The organism is Pedobacter sp. HMWF019 (assembly GCF_003061025.1).
GTDB lineage: Bacteria > Bacteroidota > Bacteroidia > Sphingobacteriales > Sphingobacteriaceae > Pedobacter.
Genome location: NZ_QAIL01000028.1, coordinates 1 through 17459 on the forward strand (window position 1 = coordinate 1; position 17459 = coordinate 17459).

The 17459-nt window shown below is 42.6% G+C and carries 10 protein-coding genes; 3 read left to right on the top strand and 7 right to left on the bottom strand.

Annotated features, from left to right (window positions below; translation table 11 throughout):
- Nucleotides 1-186: 186 nt before the first annotated feature.
- From DBR11_RS01685 to DBR11_RS01715, 7 genes are all read right to left on the bottom strand, one after another.
- On the bottom strand, nt 187-1896 hold the full coding sequence (locus DBR11_RS01685) for a hypothetical protein (protein ID WP_108549876.1): 1710 nt from the start codon (nt 1894-1896) through the stop codon (nt 187-189).
- A 10-nt stretch (nt 1897-1906) separates the two neighbouring features.
- The gene (locus DBR11_RS01690) at nt 1907-3196 is read right to left on the bottom strand and encodes an MFS transporter (protein ID WP_108549877.1); all 1290 of its coding nucleotides are present in this window, start codon (nt 3194-3196) and stop codon (nt 1907-1909) included.
- Entirely contained in the window at nt 3186-4244 is a 1059-nt protein-coding gene (locus DBR11_RS01695) for a glycoside hydrolase family 130 protein (protein ID WP_108549878.1), read from the bottom strand. Before DBR11_RS01695 ends, DBR11_RS01690 begins: the two co-directional genes overlap by 11 nt.
- 35 nt (nt 4245-4279) lie before the next feature.
- Nucleotides 4280-5767 (bottom strand): RagB/SusD family nutrient uptake outer membrane protein, encoded by a 1488-nt coding sequence (locus DBR11_RS01700; RefSeq protein WP_108549879.1) that lies wholly within the window; start codon nt 5765-5767, stop codon nt 4280-4282.
- Between the two features lie 24 nt (nt 5768-5791).
- Nucleotides 5792-8869, bottom strand: a complete 3078-nt coding sequence (locus DBR11_RS01705) for a TonB-dependent receptor (protein ID WP_108549880.1) — start codon at nt 8867-8869, stop codon at nt 5792-5794.
- A gap of 29 nt (nt 8870-8898) precedes the next feature.
- Nucleotides 8899-11403: a hypothetical protein gene (locus DBR11_RS01710; RefSeq protein ID WP_108549881.1), complete on the bottom strand. Its 2505-nt coding sequence runs from the start codon at nt 11401-11403 to the stop codon at nt 8899-8901.
- 76 nt (nt 11404-11479) lie between these two features.
- A complete protein-coding gene (locus DBR11_RS01715; protein ID WP_233260611.1) occupies nt 11480-15508 on the bottom strand; it encodes a two-component regulator propeller domain-containing protein in 4029 nt (1342 codons plus the stop codon).
- A gap of 220 nt (nt 15509-15728) precedes the next feature.
- Here DBR11_RS01715 and DBR11_RS01720 point away from each other — a divergent pair, with 220 nt between their 5' ends.
- The 3 genes from DBR11_RS01720 (at nt 15729) to cobA (ending at nt 17343) form a co-directional block, all read left to right on the top strand.
- Entirely contained in the window at nt 15729-15977 is a 249-nt protein-coding gene (locus DBR11_RS01720; RefSeq protein WP_108549883.1) for a hypothetical protein, read from the top strand.
- Nucleotides 15978-16021: 44 nt separating this feature from the next.
- On the top strand, nt 16022-16459 hold the full coding sequence (locus DBR11_RS01725) for an Rrf2 family transcriptional regulator (RefSeq protein WP_108549884.1): 438 nt from the start codon (nt 16022-16024) through the stop codon (nt 16457-16459).
- Nucleotides 16460-16548: 89 nt separating this feature from the next.
- The gene (gene cobA, locus DBR11_RS01730) at nt 16549-17343 is read left to right on the top strand and encodes a uroporphyrinogen-III C-methyltransferase (protein WP_108549885.1); all 795 of its coding nucleotides are present in this window, start codon (nt 16549-16551) and stop codon (nt 17341-17343) included.
- Nucleotides 17344-17459: the final 116 nt, after the last annotated feature.

Below are 17459 nucleotides of genomic sequence, written 5' to 3' on the forward strand. Positions count from 1 at the left end.
GCCATGGCGATTGCCTTACCCAAATAATGAATATTTATATAATAAAGTGAATACGGAAGCTGCGGCAGTAGGAGTAGTTGACCAGGTGTGGGGAAAAAGACTATGGTGGGCTAAAGATAATGTTAAACAATAGTTTTGTATGTTTAGTCATGCCCCGAAATTCTATTTTTCGGGGCATGACTATTTTTAGTTATAGCTAAAATCTATAATGTGTCCTTCAATATTGAGCTGATGGTTGATCACCTTCTCTTTTTTGCCCGCAGGTATACTGATCAGTACCGCAGATTGCATAGGCGAAATTGATAATTCAATGCCGGAGTTTATATTTCTGGCGATAAACTTTTTGGTGATTAGATTATAGATGTCAACTTTCCCTTTGGACGCAGGGATATATTTGATTTTCTTCTTTACAGGATAAGGATTGTAAAGTAAGTCTGTTGGAAAGGTATTGTTCCCATAAAAATCTGTTGCATTTAAGTCCAGCTGTAAAATTCCTTCTACATTGGTTTTTTTAACGATACTGCCAAAAATCCCTACATGGCCGCTTCCATAAACACTAAACTGGGAAACCTCAGGATTTTTTCCGGGTACCCATTTGGGGCCATCACCCTGGGCAACGGGTGCTTTTAAATGGGGGTACAGGGTGTCGAAGGTAGAGGCTTTAGCCATTCCTTCATAGGCAATGACCCCTTTGGTCACCTTTGCAAATTCAGGGATGGTTTGGTGCTCGGCCGGCATATACTGCGGATAGAACAGCCGGGAAGCATTTACGGCATTGAGCATCCATTTACCAATAGCATTGGCATACTGTGGTTGATATTTGACCAGAGGGACAAGGGGCCAGGCGGCATCAAAGGTATTCATCAGGAAACTATAGCCGCCATGATCTACTGTACTGCCTACGGTTCCGGAAATGTCAAATCCATTCCAGTTCCCGGTGAGAAAACCCCAGCCTTCCCTGCATACGGCTGTGCCTGCAAAAGTCCAGTCGAGCATTTTGGCCAGATCGAAACGGGTCTCTTGCTCGGCATTCATACTGGCGGCCAGGTAGGCTCCAAAAGGCATCAGTAATTCATAGGTTGGATTGATCTTTTGACTTTCCAGAGCATTCATAGCGCTTATTGCGCCTTGCAGATATCTTTTGTCTCCAAATTTTTTATAGGCGGCATACAATACATAGGCATGGCCTGCTGCTGCGTCGGGTTGCGCACAGATGGTATTGGTCATCGGTTTCATCTGGCCATAATCAAAATAAGAATAGTGGTAATTGCCATTCAGTATAGAGTCTGCTTTAAAGAACTTTTCTGCAATGCTCCGGGCCATTTCTTTGAATCCGGGTTCCTGTGGATATTTTTCCCAGATGGCATAGAAAAGTACATTTGGGTAAACGTCATACCACCAGTCTCTTCCATAGCCTCCGCCCAGCAGGGCTACCTCGGGTGCGGTATTGTTCATCATGATGTCCCAGCCGGTGTCTTTGTTGAAATAGTTCTTCAGCATGGCTACATAGTTGCGGCCTTGCTGATTGCTTTTGTTGATATTGACCAGGGATGCACCAAGTACAGCTCCCATATTGGCCAGTGCCTCATGGAACATACCTTTGTTGTGCGCTGGTCCCTGACGGACATCACCAATGGCTGTATACATACCCATTACCGGTTGATTAAAATTCTTTCCGGTACTGTCCATCCAAACCAAGGGCCAGTATTTGCCTGTAGCCTGGAAATCATAAACGGTCCGGTCAAAATTAAGTGCCATCTTTTTCCAGTCGATGATTTGTAAGGGTTGAGGAAGGTCTGCCATTTGCTCTACACGGTCGATTGGGATTTGGCGGATTTGTGCCTGAGTGGTCGCAGATAATAAAAAGAGAAACAGGAGCTTAAAACTAAATTTCATAATCGGAGTTTTACAAAGTGGATTGCGCAACGGTGGCTTCAATTAAGGGTTCGGTTAGATTTGCAGGATCGGACATTAGTTTTCCTTCTTTAATAATCCCTTTGGCTACCCAGTAAGAGCTGAGCTGGATAATGGCTACGATAATGATGGCATATCGTAAGGCGATTTCATTGGAAAAACAATAGGCTAAAATCAAGAACGTCCCTGCACCGGTTAGCCTGCCGATATACAATCCGGCTTCATGGTTCAAAATATAGGCAAATTCGCTTCTTTTTTCTTTTTTGCTGAGCAAATCGATCACACTGAACTGAATGGGGAAGTAAGCCAGATCCAGCAGAGGTTTGGCCAGCAGGAGGAACAGCATAAACAGGATGACACCTGTTTCATTAAATAAAATGCCGTTGATCAGTGCGGCGATGGTAAAGAGCACGAGTCCTGCACCAAAAACATAAACCCGGTGCTGCGGGCCGGTGTTACGCCCGATGATGTACATCAGGACTGCGGCAAATACAGCACCCAGGGACTGTGCAGTTCCTAAAGCCCCCTCTTTTCCCAGCAACAACATGATGAGCATAGCTGGAGCGGTAACCAGGAAGCCCTGAACAAGCCCTTTTAGTACGGCCAGGAAGAGGAGTCTGTACCAGTATGAATCGAATTTGAAATAGATGAATTTTTTATGCACCGGGTTCTGGAATTTTCCTGTAAAACACATGGCTGAAGCCCCTATGGTGATGAGGAAGACCAGCCCGGTAACGATCTTGTAAGCCAGTTTAGCATCTCCTGCATTACCAGAAAGCTCTATGAACCAGCCGATCAGAACAGGTACGACAACGGCAATGATGGTGTAAAAGAAAGTTTCCAAGCCGTAATAATAATTCCGGTTGCTGTCATCAGTTGTGGCCAGGGCAAGAAAGTCACGGTTGGCCCAGTAAAAGCCAAAGGACATACCCATAACGATTCCCGCAATGCCTATTCCGGTAATATCAAGTGTTTTCAAAGACATCATGATCATCATGGAAATGCCGCTGAGCACCATCCCGAAAGAGTAGAGGATTTTGATGGGAAAGCGGTTCAGCAACCAGCCGTTGATCAGAAAAGTAAGGGGAATTCCCGTATAGATGGTGAGTTGGTAGACCACCACTTTAGTGGGGTCGTTAGAGCTCCGCATTACATACGCAGCCACAAAGATATCGATCACCGGTAATACAATACTGTAAATCAGGTTAGTGAGCGTGAGTGTTTTGAAATTATGCGACTGGCTTTTAAAGTGAAGCAGTTCTTCTTTGAGTTTAAGTAACATCAGCGTAGATTAGGGAGGATAAGATTTCCTCGATGGAAAATTGTGCGGCGCAGACAAATTCATCTGCGGCGCCATAATAAATTGTCAGCTCATCGCCTTTAACCACATGGCCGTTGGTAAATACGACCTTTCCAAAAAAGCCGCTGAGTTCATAATCTTCGGTAGGTACCATGATGGGGTCATCTGTTCTGGCCAACACTTTTGAGGGATCGTTGAGATCCATCAGAAAAGCACCCAGACAATAACGGTGTTCTGCATTGGCACCGTGATAGATCTCCAGCCAACCTTTTGCGGTTTTGATAGGAGCAGCACCTGCACCTACTCTTTTACTGTCCCATTTGTCTTTCCTGGTTTTGATGATGCACTGATGTTTACCCCAGTGGAAGCCATCAGGCGATTCGGCAATCCAGATGAAGTTTCCACCAAGGTCTACACTACTTGGGCGGTGAAGGGCATAGAATTTTCCGTTCACTTTTTCTTCAAAAATAGCACAGTCTTTATTGTGTGGCGGGATGATGATACCCTCTGACCGGAAATTTTTCCAGTCTTTTGTGGTGCGCATGCCTACGGCAACACCGTTCTCTGATACCGCGGTATAAGTCAGGTAGTAGAGGTCATCGATCAGCGCCACCCGGCAGTCCTCTATACCGAAGCTTTCCTGGTTGTTTTCTCCCTGTAAAAGAGGATAACCTTCGGCTTCGTGAAAATTGATGCCGTCGTCGCTGCACAGGAGTCTCAAATGGGAGAGCGTAGTCAGATAATCTAATCCTTTATAATTAATGACGCGGGGATCGATAGCAATCAGTTCTGGATGATTGACTTCAATTTCCATGATCTGGATTCCGGTGCTGCTGAGCAGTGGAAAGGAGATATGGGTTTCCTGCTGGGCTGGCCGTTCGGCTACCCGTACCAGGAGCCAGGTTCTTCCTTCAAAAGTGAATACGCCTGGATTAAGCAGACAGGTAATTTCTAATCCTGTTAAACTTGGTTTAAGGTCTGCAGGACGTAGGAGCGGGTTTTGTATCAATCTTTTTGCAAGGTCTTTCATAGAATTTGGGGATAAGCTGAAAAAATCATTTTAGGTTAATAACCTGGATTTTGGGTAATTGTTCCTCCCGATTTGTCTACCTCGCCCTGTGGAATGGGATAGACATAATTGCGATCCTGGAAATTGACCCCAATAGATTTCAGGAAATCTTTGGCCAGGCCCCATCTTTTCAGATCGTTAAATCTTTGGGACTCAAAGCCCAACTCTACCCGTCGTTCCTGTACAAGCCAATTCTTGATCTGGGTTTTGTTCGTCACCGAAACATCCCTGTCCGGCAACGTTCCTGCAGGAGTTGTGGTACCACTTGCTGTTACGCTATTTCTTGCCCTGGTACGGATCATATTGATGAGGCCAATGGATCCCGAGTAATTGCCGGTTTCCAGAAGTGCCTCTGCTTTCCATAGCAGCACATCCGCCCAGCGGATATATATTTTATTGCTGGCTGCGTCTTCATTGCCTTTATTGTGGTCGGTAAGCTCACCAAAAATCTTATAAACATTCTGCTTGCTTACATCAACTGTATATCCAAGTCTTGGGTCGTTGGGTTCGAAGGCACTGATGAAACTGCTGGTTGGTGCAATAAAGCCCCATCCGGCAAGTGCGCAAAGACCGTTTCCCATAGCTGGTGTTTGTGCCGACTGGTGGTTATAGGCAAATATGACCTCGTTGTCACTGAATTTTTTGGCAAGGTTGAAGCTGTCAAAATAGTTGCTGTTTAAGCTGTAGAAATTTGAAGATTCCAGTTCTGCGATGCTGGTTAGTACTTCCTGCCATTTCTGGTTATAGAGTGCTACCTTAGCTTGTAAAGCAAGCACTGCGCCTTTGGATACCCGCCATTTATCGGTATCGTCCGAATATTTACTGTTGGGTAAAAGCGGCTTTGCTGCTGCAAGATCAGTACTTATTTGAGTCCAGATCTGTGCCTTAGGAACCCTTTTTGCAGCTTCATAAGCATCATTGAAATCTTTTAAGGGTTTTAGTAAAAGAGGCGTATCTCCAAAATTATTCACCAGATCAAAATAATAGAAAGCCCTGAGGAAATAGACTTCTCCAAGCATTCTGTTCTTTAACGCAGGGGTTATTCCTATTTTCGAAACGACAGATTCATCGGTCAGGTAGCTGATGGCTTTGTTACATCGGGAGATTCCTTCGAAGTCGTAACTCCATTGGCCATTAAAACCGCCATTACTGGCCGTAAAGTTGAATTTGGAAAATTCATCCATCCAAGCCTGGTCGCCATCTGGATTCCACTTTTTTTGCATATCACCTGAAGCAATATCCTGCAATATAAAGTCATTCCTTAGCACGGTTCCGTCATCCCATCCCCATTGACCAATGATGTTTAGGGTACTGGCGAGGAGTTTATAAGAGGAGGTTACTGAAGAGGCAACCGTACCAAGTTTTGGATCTGTACTGATTTGATCTGGGGTAATTAAGCCTATAGGGGCTTTATTGAGTTCCTTTTTACATCCTGCTCCAAGAATAATGACCAGCAATGCAATAAATTTATATGTTGATTTCATCTCTTTTAATTTAGCGGGTAAGCATTAAAATTTAACATTTATACCAAATAGGAATGCCCTGGATTGCGGATAAGTTCCCATGTCTATGATGTCTGTAGATTCCGGGTCGAGACCTGTATATTTGGTAATGGTAAACAGATTTTGCCCGGAAACGTATAAGCGTACATTCTGCACACCAAGTTTTGTACGGGAGAGTATGGATTTAAGGGAATAACCAATTTCTACGTTCTTTAAGCGCATGTAAGATGCATTTTCTACAAAGATGCTGGAGGTTTTGCTGCTGCCATTGTCATTAAATGTGGAGCGAGGAATGGTATTGCTGGTGCCTTCGCCATGCCAGGCATCCAGGGTTCTTACTGAATGGTTGAATGGCCTGGAATCGTAATCGATGATCTTTTTGAGGTCATTGTACTTTTCAACGCCCTGTACACCCTGGAATAAAGCGGAGAAATCGAAACCTTTATAACTGGCAGATAAGTTTAGCCCATACGAGAATCTTGGATTGGGGTTGCCGATATAGTCTCTGTCCTGGTCATTGATGACACCGTCTCCATTGAGGTCCTTGAATTTAATGTCACCCGGTTTTTCAGTGGGATTAGGGGTGCCGTGCAGATAATTGGTGATTTCTGCCTGGTTCTGATAGATACCGTCCATTACATAGCCGTATAAGGCATTAAGTGGATGACCAACTTCAGTTTTAGTAACTTGTCCAATGATGTAAGGCAGGTTTGGATGTAATTTTTCTACACGATTGGTTAGCGTTCCAATATTTCCATCAATGCTGTATTTGAAGGCCTTGTCATTGTTTCTGTAGCTTAAAGCGATTTCTATACCCTTATTGCTCACTTCGCCTGCATTGACAATGGTTGGCTGAAGATCACCAACAAATGCTGGCAAGGACAATGGAAGTAGAATGCCACTGGTTTTTTTCTTAAAGTAATCTACAGATAAGTAAATCTTGTTTTTGAGTAAACCCAGGTCCAAACCGATGTTCTGTTGTGAGGTACTTTCCCATTTCAAATCAGGATTACCGAAACGCAAAGGTTTGTATTCCTCTCCAACTTTTTGGAGTAGGGTAAGGAAGGTATAGTTTCCAATTTCCTGGTTACCCAGTTTTCCTGTACTTAACCTGAGTTTTAAATCAGATATCCAGCGGATATCTTTCATAAAAGCTTCTTCAGAGATTCTCCAGCCTGCAGATACAGAAGGAAAATAGCCCCATTGGTTATTGGGGCCAAACCTAGATGACGCATCTGCCCTGAAATTTCCGGTAATAAGATATTTTGAATCAAAAGCATAAGTCGCAGAACCGAATAAAGAGAATAAAGTCCATTCTGCACCAGATCCGGAATTCCAGAGATTGGTTAGGGAGTTTCCATAATCGAGGTATTGGAATTCTGGCTGGGTATATTCAAAGCGATTCCTTGTGCCGCCTATGGAAGAGGAATGATTGGTTATGTATTCACTTCCAACCATGGCACTGAATGCATGTTTTTCGATAGTCTTGCTATAATTTAAGGTGTTGTTCCAGGTGATGGTGCTTTCCTGCCCACGATCTTCATTTAATGAATTTGGCCGGTTCTTTCTTCCAAGCCCTTTATCAGGGGTATCTCCACCACCATCGTCATCGCCAAAATTTTGATTAAAGGCTTTGTTATGGGTGAAGTTTAAATCTACCCCAACATTCGTTCTGAATTTTAGTTCCTTATTCTTTAGAAAGGCATATTCTCCGTAAACGTTTCCAAAAGTTTTAAAAATATATCTTTTGTCATTGGTGAAATAAGCCAGTGCAATGGGGTTACTGCTGTATTCGTATCTGCTCTGATAGCCACCACTGGCCAGGTCGCTATTTTTGTAAAAAGGAAGATCTGTAAAGGGATCTGAAGCAGACCAGGTCGGATCATCCGGGCTTTTATAAACTGGAATCACAGGTGGCCTGATGAAGGCATGACGAATGATTCCTGGATCATCACCTTTTGAAGAGAGTTTATCTTGTTTAGCATAGGAAAGCTGGAGATTACTGCCCACCGTTAGACGGTCGGTTAGATTGGCGGTGATATTGCTTCTGAAAGTTAAACGTTGGTACTGATCATTTTTATACACTACAATGCCGTCTTGTCCGTAGTAAGCGCCCGACAACAGATACCTGACTTTATCACTACCTCCACTAGCACTGAGTTGTAAGTTTTGGGATTGTCCTGTCTCAAACAATTCCTTCAGCCAATCCGTGTTGGCCAGGTCAGTCCGGCTTTTGTCTGCAGTGTAGGGATTTGTTCCGGTATACCCGGAGTTGTTCCAGGATTCTTCCATCTTGTTCATATACTGTGTTGTATTGAGCATTTTAGGGAGATGGCTTACCCGCTGAATTCCTCTGAAATAGTTAATGTCTATACTTGTTTTTCCGGCACTACCCATCTTTGTGGTGATCACGATGACACCAGCAGATGCTCTGGATCCATATATAGCTGCGGCAGATGCGTCTTTAAGGACGGTAACAGATTGCATATCTGAGGGGTTGAGAAAAGAAATGTCTCTGGTTGGCGTCCCATCTACAATAAATAAGGGACTGTTGTCTCCAAATGTACCCTCTCCGCGGATGCGGATATTTATAGGTTCTCCGGGGGCTCCTGTACTTTGAGTGATTTGTACACCAGCAACTTGTCCCTGCAGGACCTGTGCCACATCTGCAACTCTTCGCTGCTCGAGGTCTGGCATATTCACTGAACTTACTGCACCCGTGAGGTTAGACTTTTTTTGCGACGTATACCCCAAAACAACAACTTCATTCAAGGATTCCTGATTTTCCTTTAAGGTGATGTTCAATACGGAACTGCCGTTAACAGCCAGGGTTTGCTTCACGTAACCCACGTAGTTGAAAGTGAGCGATGGATTTGATCCGTCTTTCAGAACCAGAGTGAATTTTCCCTGTGTGTCTGTCATTGTACCATTCTGCGTGTTTTCCTGCATTACACTTACGCCAGGCAGTCCGGCGCCGGTGATGTCTTTTACAGTCCCGGATATTTTAGTCTGGGCATAAAGACTTTGGCTTGCTCCAAACAGGAAAAGCAGCAGGAGCCATAGTGAATTGATCTTTAATTTCATTTGGTTAGTTTTTGTAAAGGTTTAAATCATTAGTTTTTATTTAACTTTTGTGTTTTCTGATAATCAGGGTCCATATCGGGTGTTCTGAGCCCGGCTACCTCATTTGCCATCAGAATAAAGATGTTCCAGCAAAGGCCTTTTGTGGAGGGCCACCAGCTTTCGGTTGTGGTCCATTTGGTTGGAATGAATTCTTTGCTGAAGGGCCATTTTGGATTAAGGTTGATTTCGGCCCATGACCGGTTTTCTATAAGTGCCGGGGCTTTTTTCCAGCCATGCTTCAATCCGGTAACATAGGCACAATATTCTGCCCGTAACCAGCTTCCACCATTGTAATAGAATCCATCATTTTTTCCGTCCGCGTAGTTGGATGCGCCAAAAGCTTCAAAAGGCTGGTAGTCTGCACTGAGATAGGCATAGCCTGGTTTGTTTTGGATCAACCTTATACAAATAGGGGCTGTGGTTCCGTATTCAGGATGGGGTGCATCTGGTACTTGGTTGAGTAGGGGGAACTGATCAAGATGGCTGGTCACCATTTCGTCCTGGAGTATCGGTCTGTTGAATAGCCACAGGGAGAAAAATTCTGGTTCCAGGTCTGTAAGAGAGATGATATCAGGATAGTTTCTGTCAAAAAGTAGGTGTTTTCTTTTTGGATCATAGAAATTCCTGTATTCCTGTTCAGCCTTTTGAATATAGCTTTCTTCTACGGGGTAGCCGAGCTCTTTGATGGTTCTTAAAGCAATAGCCAGCATTCCCTGATTAACGGCCAGGCGATCTGTTTTAGGCTCGTAATCTATGATATCTACCTGGCTCATTGGAAAATGGGATCGACATTTGCCGTCTTTTCCGGCATCGAATTCGTTCAGAACATAGTCAACCGCTTTTTTGATCTTTTCTTCAGGTAATTTGGCGTCGAACCTCCTCTTGTTGAGCATGGCCCAAATGAGCCATTCTATGGTTGCTTCATTATCTTTAGCTTCTGTAGAACCCATGGAAGGTGTAATAATGGTGCCAATGCCACCCTTGGGCGTCTGTGTCTTCGACCATTGATCCCAAATGCCAAGATTTAGGTCTTTATTGTAGGTAGCCACGGTAGAGAAAAAGGAATCCCGGTTGTACATGTCCGGAGAATAGTTCATATTCGGTACATTGAAGGGGCTGAAGTCATTAGTTGCTGTAATCCAGGTTAGCGCATTCATATTCCCATAGAGCATTTTTTCCAGAGTCGTCCCGCGGAAACCAAGACCTTCTGCAAGCTTACTTTGTGAGGAGATCATGAATTCTTTATGATTTTTCCAGGGTTCAAAGAACAGGTAGCTGATTTTTTCTGTATTTTCTCCCATTGGCAATACATTATAAGCCTCCCGGAGGGGTTGATGTTCCTCTATTTTAAAGTCTTTGACCTGTAAGGTTCCTGCTTTACCGGATTGGGTTCCTATAAATAAGGAAACGCTGTCCTTTTCTATATAGGGAACAAGAACGCTGCCTTTGAATAAGGTCCACAGACCTTTCTTAACACTGAAGTTGTCGATGTATTTCAGACCCTCTTCCAGTTCAATAGTCTTTTTCCCATTTTTAACCCGAAATAATTTAAGTGCAAGGGGAACTTCCCCTCTGCATTGAAAAGAAATGGTGTAAACCTGTTGGTCCCGAAAGGGAACAATTGTTTCCATGCCTTTCTCTTCGGGTTTTCCTGATTTGAAATCCATAATAAAGTTCTGTGTCTGTTGCTGTACATGGGAAATTCCTACCGGATGAAAGGGCTTTTCCGGCATAAGAACCTTTGTAGTTCCAGCATCCAGGTTATACATTTCGCCAAACGTTATTTGTATATAATCTTTCCCTGAACTTTGTTCTTTTTGGCTTGCTACAGCCATTAATTCGGGATCAGGTAATTTACGCAAGCCTACCATGCCACCGCCTCTTCCATTAAACCGTCGACGGGTAGTCCTGGTGTATTGGTTCTTGTAGCCAGCGTCGGTTAAAAAGGAGAGGAGCATATGTTGGGAATTAATAAATCCAACGGAAGGAAACATTTCATGTACGAAGCCTCCTGGAAAATGTTCATGTTCAAAACTGACATAATGCAAGGGCTTTTGTGCCGGAATGAAACGTTCTTTCAATAGGTATAAAAGGGAAGGCATACCAGGCTGAAAGAGACTGATCGTTTTTTTGACCATGTTTTTATGGAGCACCTGGTAGGTTACTTTTATGCTAAGGTTCAGGTCAAGTTCAGAAATATAACTTTCTCTGGTCAGGACAAGAGTACTGTCAGTACCGGTCCAGGTCTTTCCTGTCCAGGAAGAGAGGAGCGATTCTGTACTATGGTCCGCATTGGTCAGTTTTAAAGAGAATTCTTCTGTATTGTTTAACAGGGGTTCACTTCCATTCAGAATAACTGCTTTGTAGCCTTTTAAGGTATCGCCGACGACACTGAGCCGGAGCTGGGCTGATGCAGTTTGCTGAAGCAAAACCAAAGCAATGAAATGGAAAAGAAACAGCTGCGGAAATTTCCGGCGGAATGAGATTGGGTTCATCAGCTACATATTTGGTTGAAACAAATGTAGAGCAGAAGTATTTTGAAGTGGTGTACTATAGTTGCAAACTAGTTCACTATGATTGCACAGGAGGCATATTTGATTCGTATTGCCGTTGCCGGAATTCATTGGGGGCACAGTGATAGGTCTTTTTGAACTCCCTGAAAAAATAAGATTTGTTGTTAAATCCTGTTCTGTAAAAGATCTCGGAAACAGTGTATTGTGAGGCAAGCAACATATCGGCTGCATGCTTTAATCGTATTCTTCTGATAAACTCTGCAGGTGTCATTCCTGTTAAAGATTTAAGACGACGGTACAATTGCATTTTGCTAATAGAAAGTGCGTTTTCAATTGAAGCGGCATTCAACTCTGGCTCATCCAGCTGTTCTTCTATAATCTTTAATAACTTTTCCAGAAATTTTTTATCGGTTTCAGCAAGGTCTGCATCTGTAAATTGATTGTTGATGTGCTGGTCTTTCAGTAATTGCTGCATTTTTGACTGGTTGTCCAAGAGTTTTCTAATTCTTACCAGAAGGTAACTGATGTGAAATGGCTTGGGGATATAAGCATCTGCACCAACCTCAAACCCCTCTGTCTGGTGTTCTATAGTTGCTCTTGCCGAAAGAATAATAAAAGGGATCTGTGCGGTAACCGGAGTATTTTTGACTTCCCGGCATAATTGTATTCCATCCATGTCTGGCATCATTACATCGCTGATGATTAAATCCGGAGTGATTTTTCGCAAGGTATTCAGCGCCTCTGTTCCGCTACCAGATTCATAGACCAGATATTGATCTTTCAGGATGTTCCGAAGCAGGTAACGAAGCTCAGGTTCGTCTTCAACGATCAGGATGCTCGGGCCTGTTTTTTGATGCAGCCCATCAATCAGGCTGGTCTTATTTTCTTCTTCTGCTGAGGGCTGCAAATGCTGCTTGATTAAAGAGCTGAGTACCATTGAAGGAGCAGAGCTGATCACCTCCTCTTCTTTTCCATTAATAGGCAGGGGTTCCAGTTGCAGGTTCAGATTGAAGCAGATCCAGTTTTCCCGCAACTCTGCTTTAATTTCTGCGCCAAGCAATTGCACGAGTTCTTTGGTAAATGCTAAGCCAATTCCGGTGCTGAATTTGTGTTGAGCATGCTGATTGCCTACAAAAAACTGGTCGAACAATCTTTCCAGATCTTTTGGCTGCAAATTACAACCCGAATTGGATACTGTAATGCAAAGCCTGTGACTTTCTTCCTGGTAATTTGCAGTGAAATGTACGGTGTCCTCCGGGCCAGAATGTTTGAAGGCATTGGATAGTAAATTGAAAAGTATTTTTTCAAGTTTGTCTTTGTCGATGAATCCGGTCATGCCTTCCTGAATTTCTATCAGGTATTTTCGGTCACCTTTAGCGCTCTCTGTTAGGAAAAGCTGTGCAAGGCTGGAAAACATTTTGCTTAAGTCTACAAAGTCATCGTTCCTGGTTAAGTACCCTGCTTCTGCTTTCCTGAATTCCATGAGTTGTTGCACAAGATAGCTTAGCCGCACGGTATGCTGATGTATGATAGATAGGAAATAGTTATTTCCAGGTGTTTTTCTGTTGATCACTATGTTTTTAGATTGAAGATAATGTTCTATAGAGCCCATAATGAGCGTCAATGGTGTTTGTATTTCATGGGCAATATTGGTGAAGAAATTGAGGCGCTGCTGGTGTACGGTTTCGTCTTTTTGCCGGAGCAGATGCTCCATTTCCAGTTGATATTTCATCCGTAGTTTATTTTTACGGTAGATGTGAAAAATATAGGCGGAAATGGCAAGAACAAGAAAATATAAAAGGAGGGCCGGATAGGTTATCCAAAAATATTGGTTCACTTTAAGCTTAAAGATCCTGATGTCACCCGTCCAGCCGCCTTCCCCGTTAGACCATTTCAGCATCATAGTATATGTTCCGGGCGGGATATTATTGTAACTGATATTGCCCATAGCTCCCGAATAATTCCAGTTTTTGTCCAGGCCTTCAAGTTTATAGGAGAATTCATTTTTGGCCGGATTAAGATAACTCATGGACTTTAGCGCCATACGGAAGAAGTTGTTTTTACGGTCTAATGTATATTCCGGAGTATTACCCTGAGCAGTGCTGAGCACCTGGATCATATTTTCATTGATTGGTGTACTGCCCATTTGAAGGTCTTTGACCATTACATTGGGTTGCTGGGTGGTTCCGGTTACCTCCATGGGTTGAAAGTAATTGAACCCATAGATTCCCCCAAAGAAAAGGTGTCCATCGGCCGATTTCCATACGGCTCCGTCACTGAATTCATTGCTTTGCAGTCCGTCGCTTTCCATAAAACTGGCAATAGCATTTCCTGGCTGGCTTAATCTGGCCAACCCTTTATTCGTACTGATCCAAATGTCGCCGGTATTGGATTCTTCAATAGCGTGTATGGTGTTGTTGGGTAGACCCTGATCCATGGTGAATTTGAGGAATGCGGGGCTTTGTTTTTTGGATTCTGAATAAGTAAGACAATTAAGTCCATAGCTGGTACCAATCCATAATCTTTTTTTCTTATCCATATACAAAGAGAGCACATCATTGTTGGATAAACTGTTTTTATAGGAAAAGGCTTTATAGGTCTTGAATTCACCGGTTTTCTTATCCAGAACGGTAAGTCCGCCATAACGGCAGGCAATCCATAGCTTCTGGTCATCTCCATCGGCCAGGGCATAAATAATGTCGTTCGCTGGCCCAGTGGTTCCGCTGGATAAGTATTGTTTAAAGCTATCCAACTTTAATTTTCCAGGAGCTTGTTGTTTCAGGCGCAAATGAATTAATCCGCTGCCGCTGGTGCCTAGCCACAGTGAACTGTCCTGGTCTTCCAGAATAGCATATACTGAACTGAAGGATGGAATATTTTTTACCCCTTCAATTTCCTGCCATTTGATGATTCTCCCCGCTTTCAGGTCATAGACGTTGATCCCCCTTCCGTCGGTTCCCATATACATATAAGCAGAAGATCTACTCTTGTAAATAGAGAAAACAGCATCGTTATCCAAACCATTGCTGGAATTGAGCAGTTCAACAGTTCTTTCCTTTTCAGGCGCTTGCCAAAATTTTTGGATCTTTATAATACCATTTCCTTTAGTACCGACCCACAGATTGCCATTTTCTTCAGAAAAGCTTCTTACAGGCTTATCCAAATCGGGAACAGCAACCTTACTGATCAGGCTGAAATAATTCGACCGGGGAAAGATTTTAATCAGACCATTGCCATCTGTTCCCAGCCAAAGGATCTCATTCCTGGCCGTGTTTAAAGACATAATCCTAGTTCCTGAGAGTTGTCGGGCTTCTTTGTTCATGAACAGAGATGGACTGAAATTCTGATCGAAAACGGAAATTCCCTGTGCTTCCCAGGCCACAATATAATGATGACGATAATAGATCAGTGCTTTCATTTTTTGCTGGTTACTCCTCTTTTTCACAAGGTGATATTGCTTGTCCAGAAGGTACATGTATTGCGGGCTGGTCAGGACAATTTGCTCGTTGCTTGTGAACATATTGGTTAAGTCAGAAAATCCTTCCAGTTGTTGTATCCTGCGAATACTATTTCCGGCAATTGTACAGATATAAAGGATGCTGTTATTGTCCAGCAGCCAGAGTTTTCCATCAGATCCGGTTTCCATTTTGATCACCCTGTTTGCTAAAGGGAGTTTAATCGGCTGGAATTGCAGGGTAGCTGTATCGAAAATACTCAGCCCCTTTGCTTTGCTATAGCAAAATACACGGCCCTTGAGGTCGATCGTTAAGATAAATTCCTTTTCAGCAACACGGCTGTCCTTGCCTTGGTTATAGAAATATTTGAAGAACTTACCGCTTGTTTTGTTAAAACGCGTAATTCCCCCAATGGTACTGATCCAGATATTCCTGTTTTGGTCTTCTTTAATATCCTGGATTACATTATTTCCAATGCTGCCATAGGGAGTTTCGTTATTGTAATTGAATACCCTGAAACTGCTGCCGTCGTACATATTCAATCCGTCCCATGTACCTGCCCATAGCAATTGATCACGATCCTGGAAAACGACATTGACTGCACTATTTGAAAGTCCGTTCCTGTTGTCCATTTGTTGAAAATAAAATTGTCTGGACTCATTTATTTCATCGGAAAATGCATCACCTGTTTTGCAAATGATAAGGAAAAAAATAAGAATAAACAATTTAATGCGGGTTTGCATAGTCTCTCTTAAAATCAATAACAATAAAATAATCAGGCGTATACCAATAAATGTAAACAATTATTGTGTTGAATCGTTTATGGTGTTGAATAATCTAATTTTTCAGACCATGACCTATAAAGAACTTCTTCAAACGCTGGCGGATAAGTCTTCTGCCAATTATAAAGATTACCTGCAATCAAAAATAGATATCCTGCTGAAACCAGAGGACGAGTTACTGACAGATAAAGTACAGCAGTATAAAGATGCTTCGACGCATTATGAAAAGAAATTTAGTGCTGTACTGGCGATGGCCAAAAACGAAGAAGAGTTGGACCAGACTGTTCCGGAAGAGGAAATAAATGCAGCGTTGAAATAATTGCGTTGTTATTATCGCTAAATCTTTGTTAGCTTTGTTAGACTATGTTATCAAAGAAAACTAAGTATGCAATAAAGGCTTTAGTCGCTCTGGGGAAGAATATCGAAAATCCTCCTATGCAGATCGTTAGGCTGGCTGAGCAGGAAATGATTCCAAGGAAATTCCTGGAACAAATCCTGCTTGATTTAAGGAATGCAGGTTACTTGTACAGTAAAAAAGGCGCTGGCGGTGGATATAGCCTGAATAAGGATGCGAAAGATATCTATCTGGTGGATATTTTAAGGATCACTGATGGACCTATTGCTATGGTGCCCTGTGCCAGTTTAAAGTTCTACAGAAAGTGCGATGAATGCCATGATGAGGTAACCTGTGGTATCAGAAAAACTTTTATTGATGTAAGAGATGCAACTTTAAAAATCCTGACGCATACTTCTATAGCAGATGTCATTGCCCGTGAAACATCTGATCCTCTGCAATTTTAAAATATTTCAATAAATAACTACTACTTATATAGACTTTATATATATTTGTATTCCAATACAGATATTATTTAGTCATTTATTGTAGGAGTATGATTTTAAGTAAAGTTAAAAATGGCCTTAAAGAGCCTAAAATAACCTTAGTAGGTGCAGGTCCAGGTGATCCGGACCTGATCAGTTTAAAAGGGGTAAAAGCACTTAATGATGCCGATGTTGTCCTTTATGATGCTTTGGTTAACGAAGCCTTATTAAATCATGCGCCTGAAAATGCCATTAAAATATTTGTTGGAAAGAACTCTGGTGATGAATCCTTCTCTCAGGATGCAGTTAACCGGCTGATGATTGATTATGCTCTGAATTATGGTCATGTGGTTCGGCTTAAAAGTGGCGATCCATTTGTTTTTGCCAGGGGATTTGAAGAAGTAGACTTTGCAGAATCGTATAACATCCAGACGGAAATCGTTCCTGGTATTTCCAGCGCAACGGGTGTTCCCGGTTTACATAAGATTCCGATGATCTATAGTAATTTAAGTGAAAGCTTTTGGGTACTGACAGGAACAAATGCTTCGGGAGAGATCTCTCCGGATTTGGTAGGTGCAGCTAAATCAACGGCAACCGTTGTGGTGCTGATGGGGGTGGAAAGAATTCGTGAAATTGCAGCGATATTTCAGTCTGAAGGTAAAAACCGATTACCTGTCGCGGTGATAGAGAATGGGTCGACGGTACATGAGAATGTGGTTGTTGGAATTGTGGATACTATAGAAGAACTGATTGAAGAAAAGGGAATCGCCTCGCCTGCTTTGCTTGTATTTGGTAATGTGGTGTCTCTCCATCCTCTATTTTCTCCGATAAGGAACTTTTATCACCTGCTTGCAGGAGAAGAGTAGAAGTCAAAGAAACTTATTGATTGTTTAATTTATATTTATTGCAAGGAGGCCAGAATTTATTTCTGGCTTCTTCGTTATAGAGCAGGTATACTTAAATATGAAATAACCATGTACTC

Bases quoted from the DNA above. Each gene is read 5' to 3' on its own strand.
- DBR11_RS01685 (WP_108549876.1), bottom strand. From the start codon at position 1,896: ATGAAATTTAGTTTTAAGCTCCTGTTTCTCTTTTTATTATCTGCGACC.
- DBR11_RS01690 (WP_108549877.1), bottom strand. From the start codon at position 3,196: ATGTTACTTAAACTCAAAGAAGAACTGCTTCACTTTAAAAGCCAGTCG.
- DBR11_RS01695 (WP_108549878.1), bottom strand. From the start codon at position 4,244: ATGAAAGACCTTGCAAAAAGATTGATACAAAACCCGCTCCTACGTCCT.
- DBR11_RS01700 (WP_108549879.1), bottom strand. From the start codon at position 5,767: ATGAAATCAACATATAAATTTATTGCATTGCTGGTCATTATTCTTGGA.
- DBR11_RS01705 (WP_108549880.1), bottom strand. From the start codon at position 8,869: ATGAAATTAAAGATCAATTCACTATGGCTCCTGCTGCTTTTCCTGTTT.
- DBR11_RS01710 (WP_108549881.1), bottom strand. From the start codon at position 11,403: ATGAACCCAATCTCATTCCGCCGGAAATTTCCGCAGCTGTTTCTTTTC.
- DBR11_RS01715 (WP_233260611.1), bottom strand. From the start codon at position 15,508: ATGGACAACAGGAACGGACTTTCAAATAGTGCAGTCAATGTCGTTTTC.
- DBR11_RS01720 (WP_108549883.1), top strand. From the start codon at position 15,729: ATGACCTATAAAGAACTTCTTCAAACGCTGGCGGATAAGTCTTCTGCC.
- DBR11_RS01725 (WP_108549884.1), top strand. From the start codon at position 16,022: ATGTTATCAAAGAAAACTAAGTATGCAATAAAGGCTTTAGTCGCTCTG.
- cobA (WP_108549885.1), top strand. From the start codon at position 16,549: ATGATTTTAAGTAAAGTTAAAAATGGCCTTAAAGAGCCTAAAATAACC.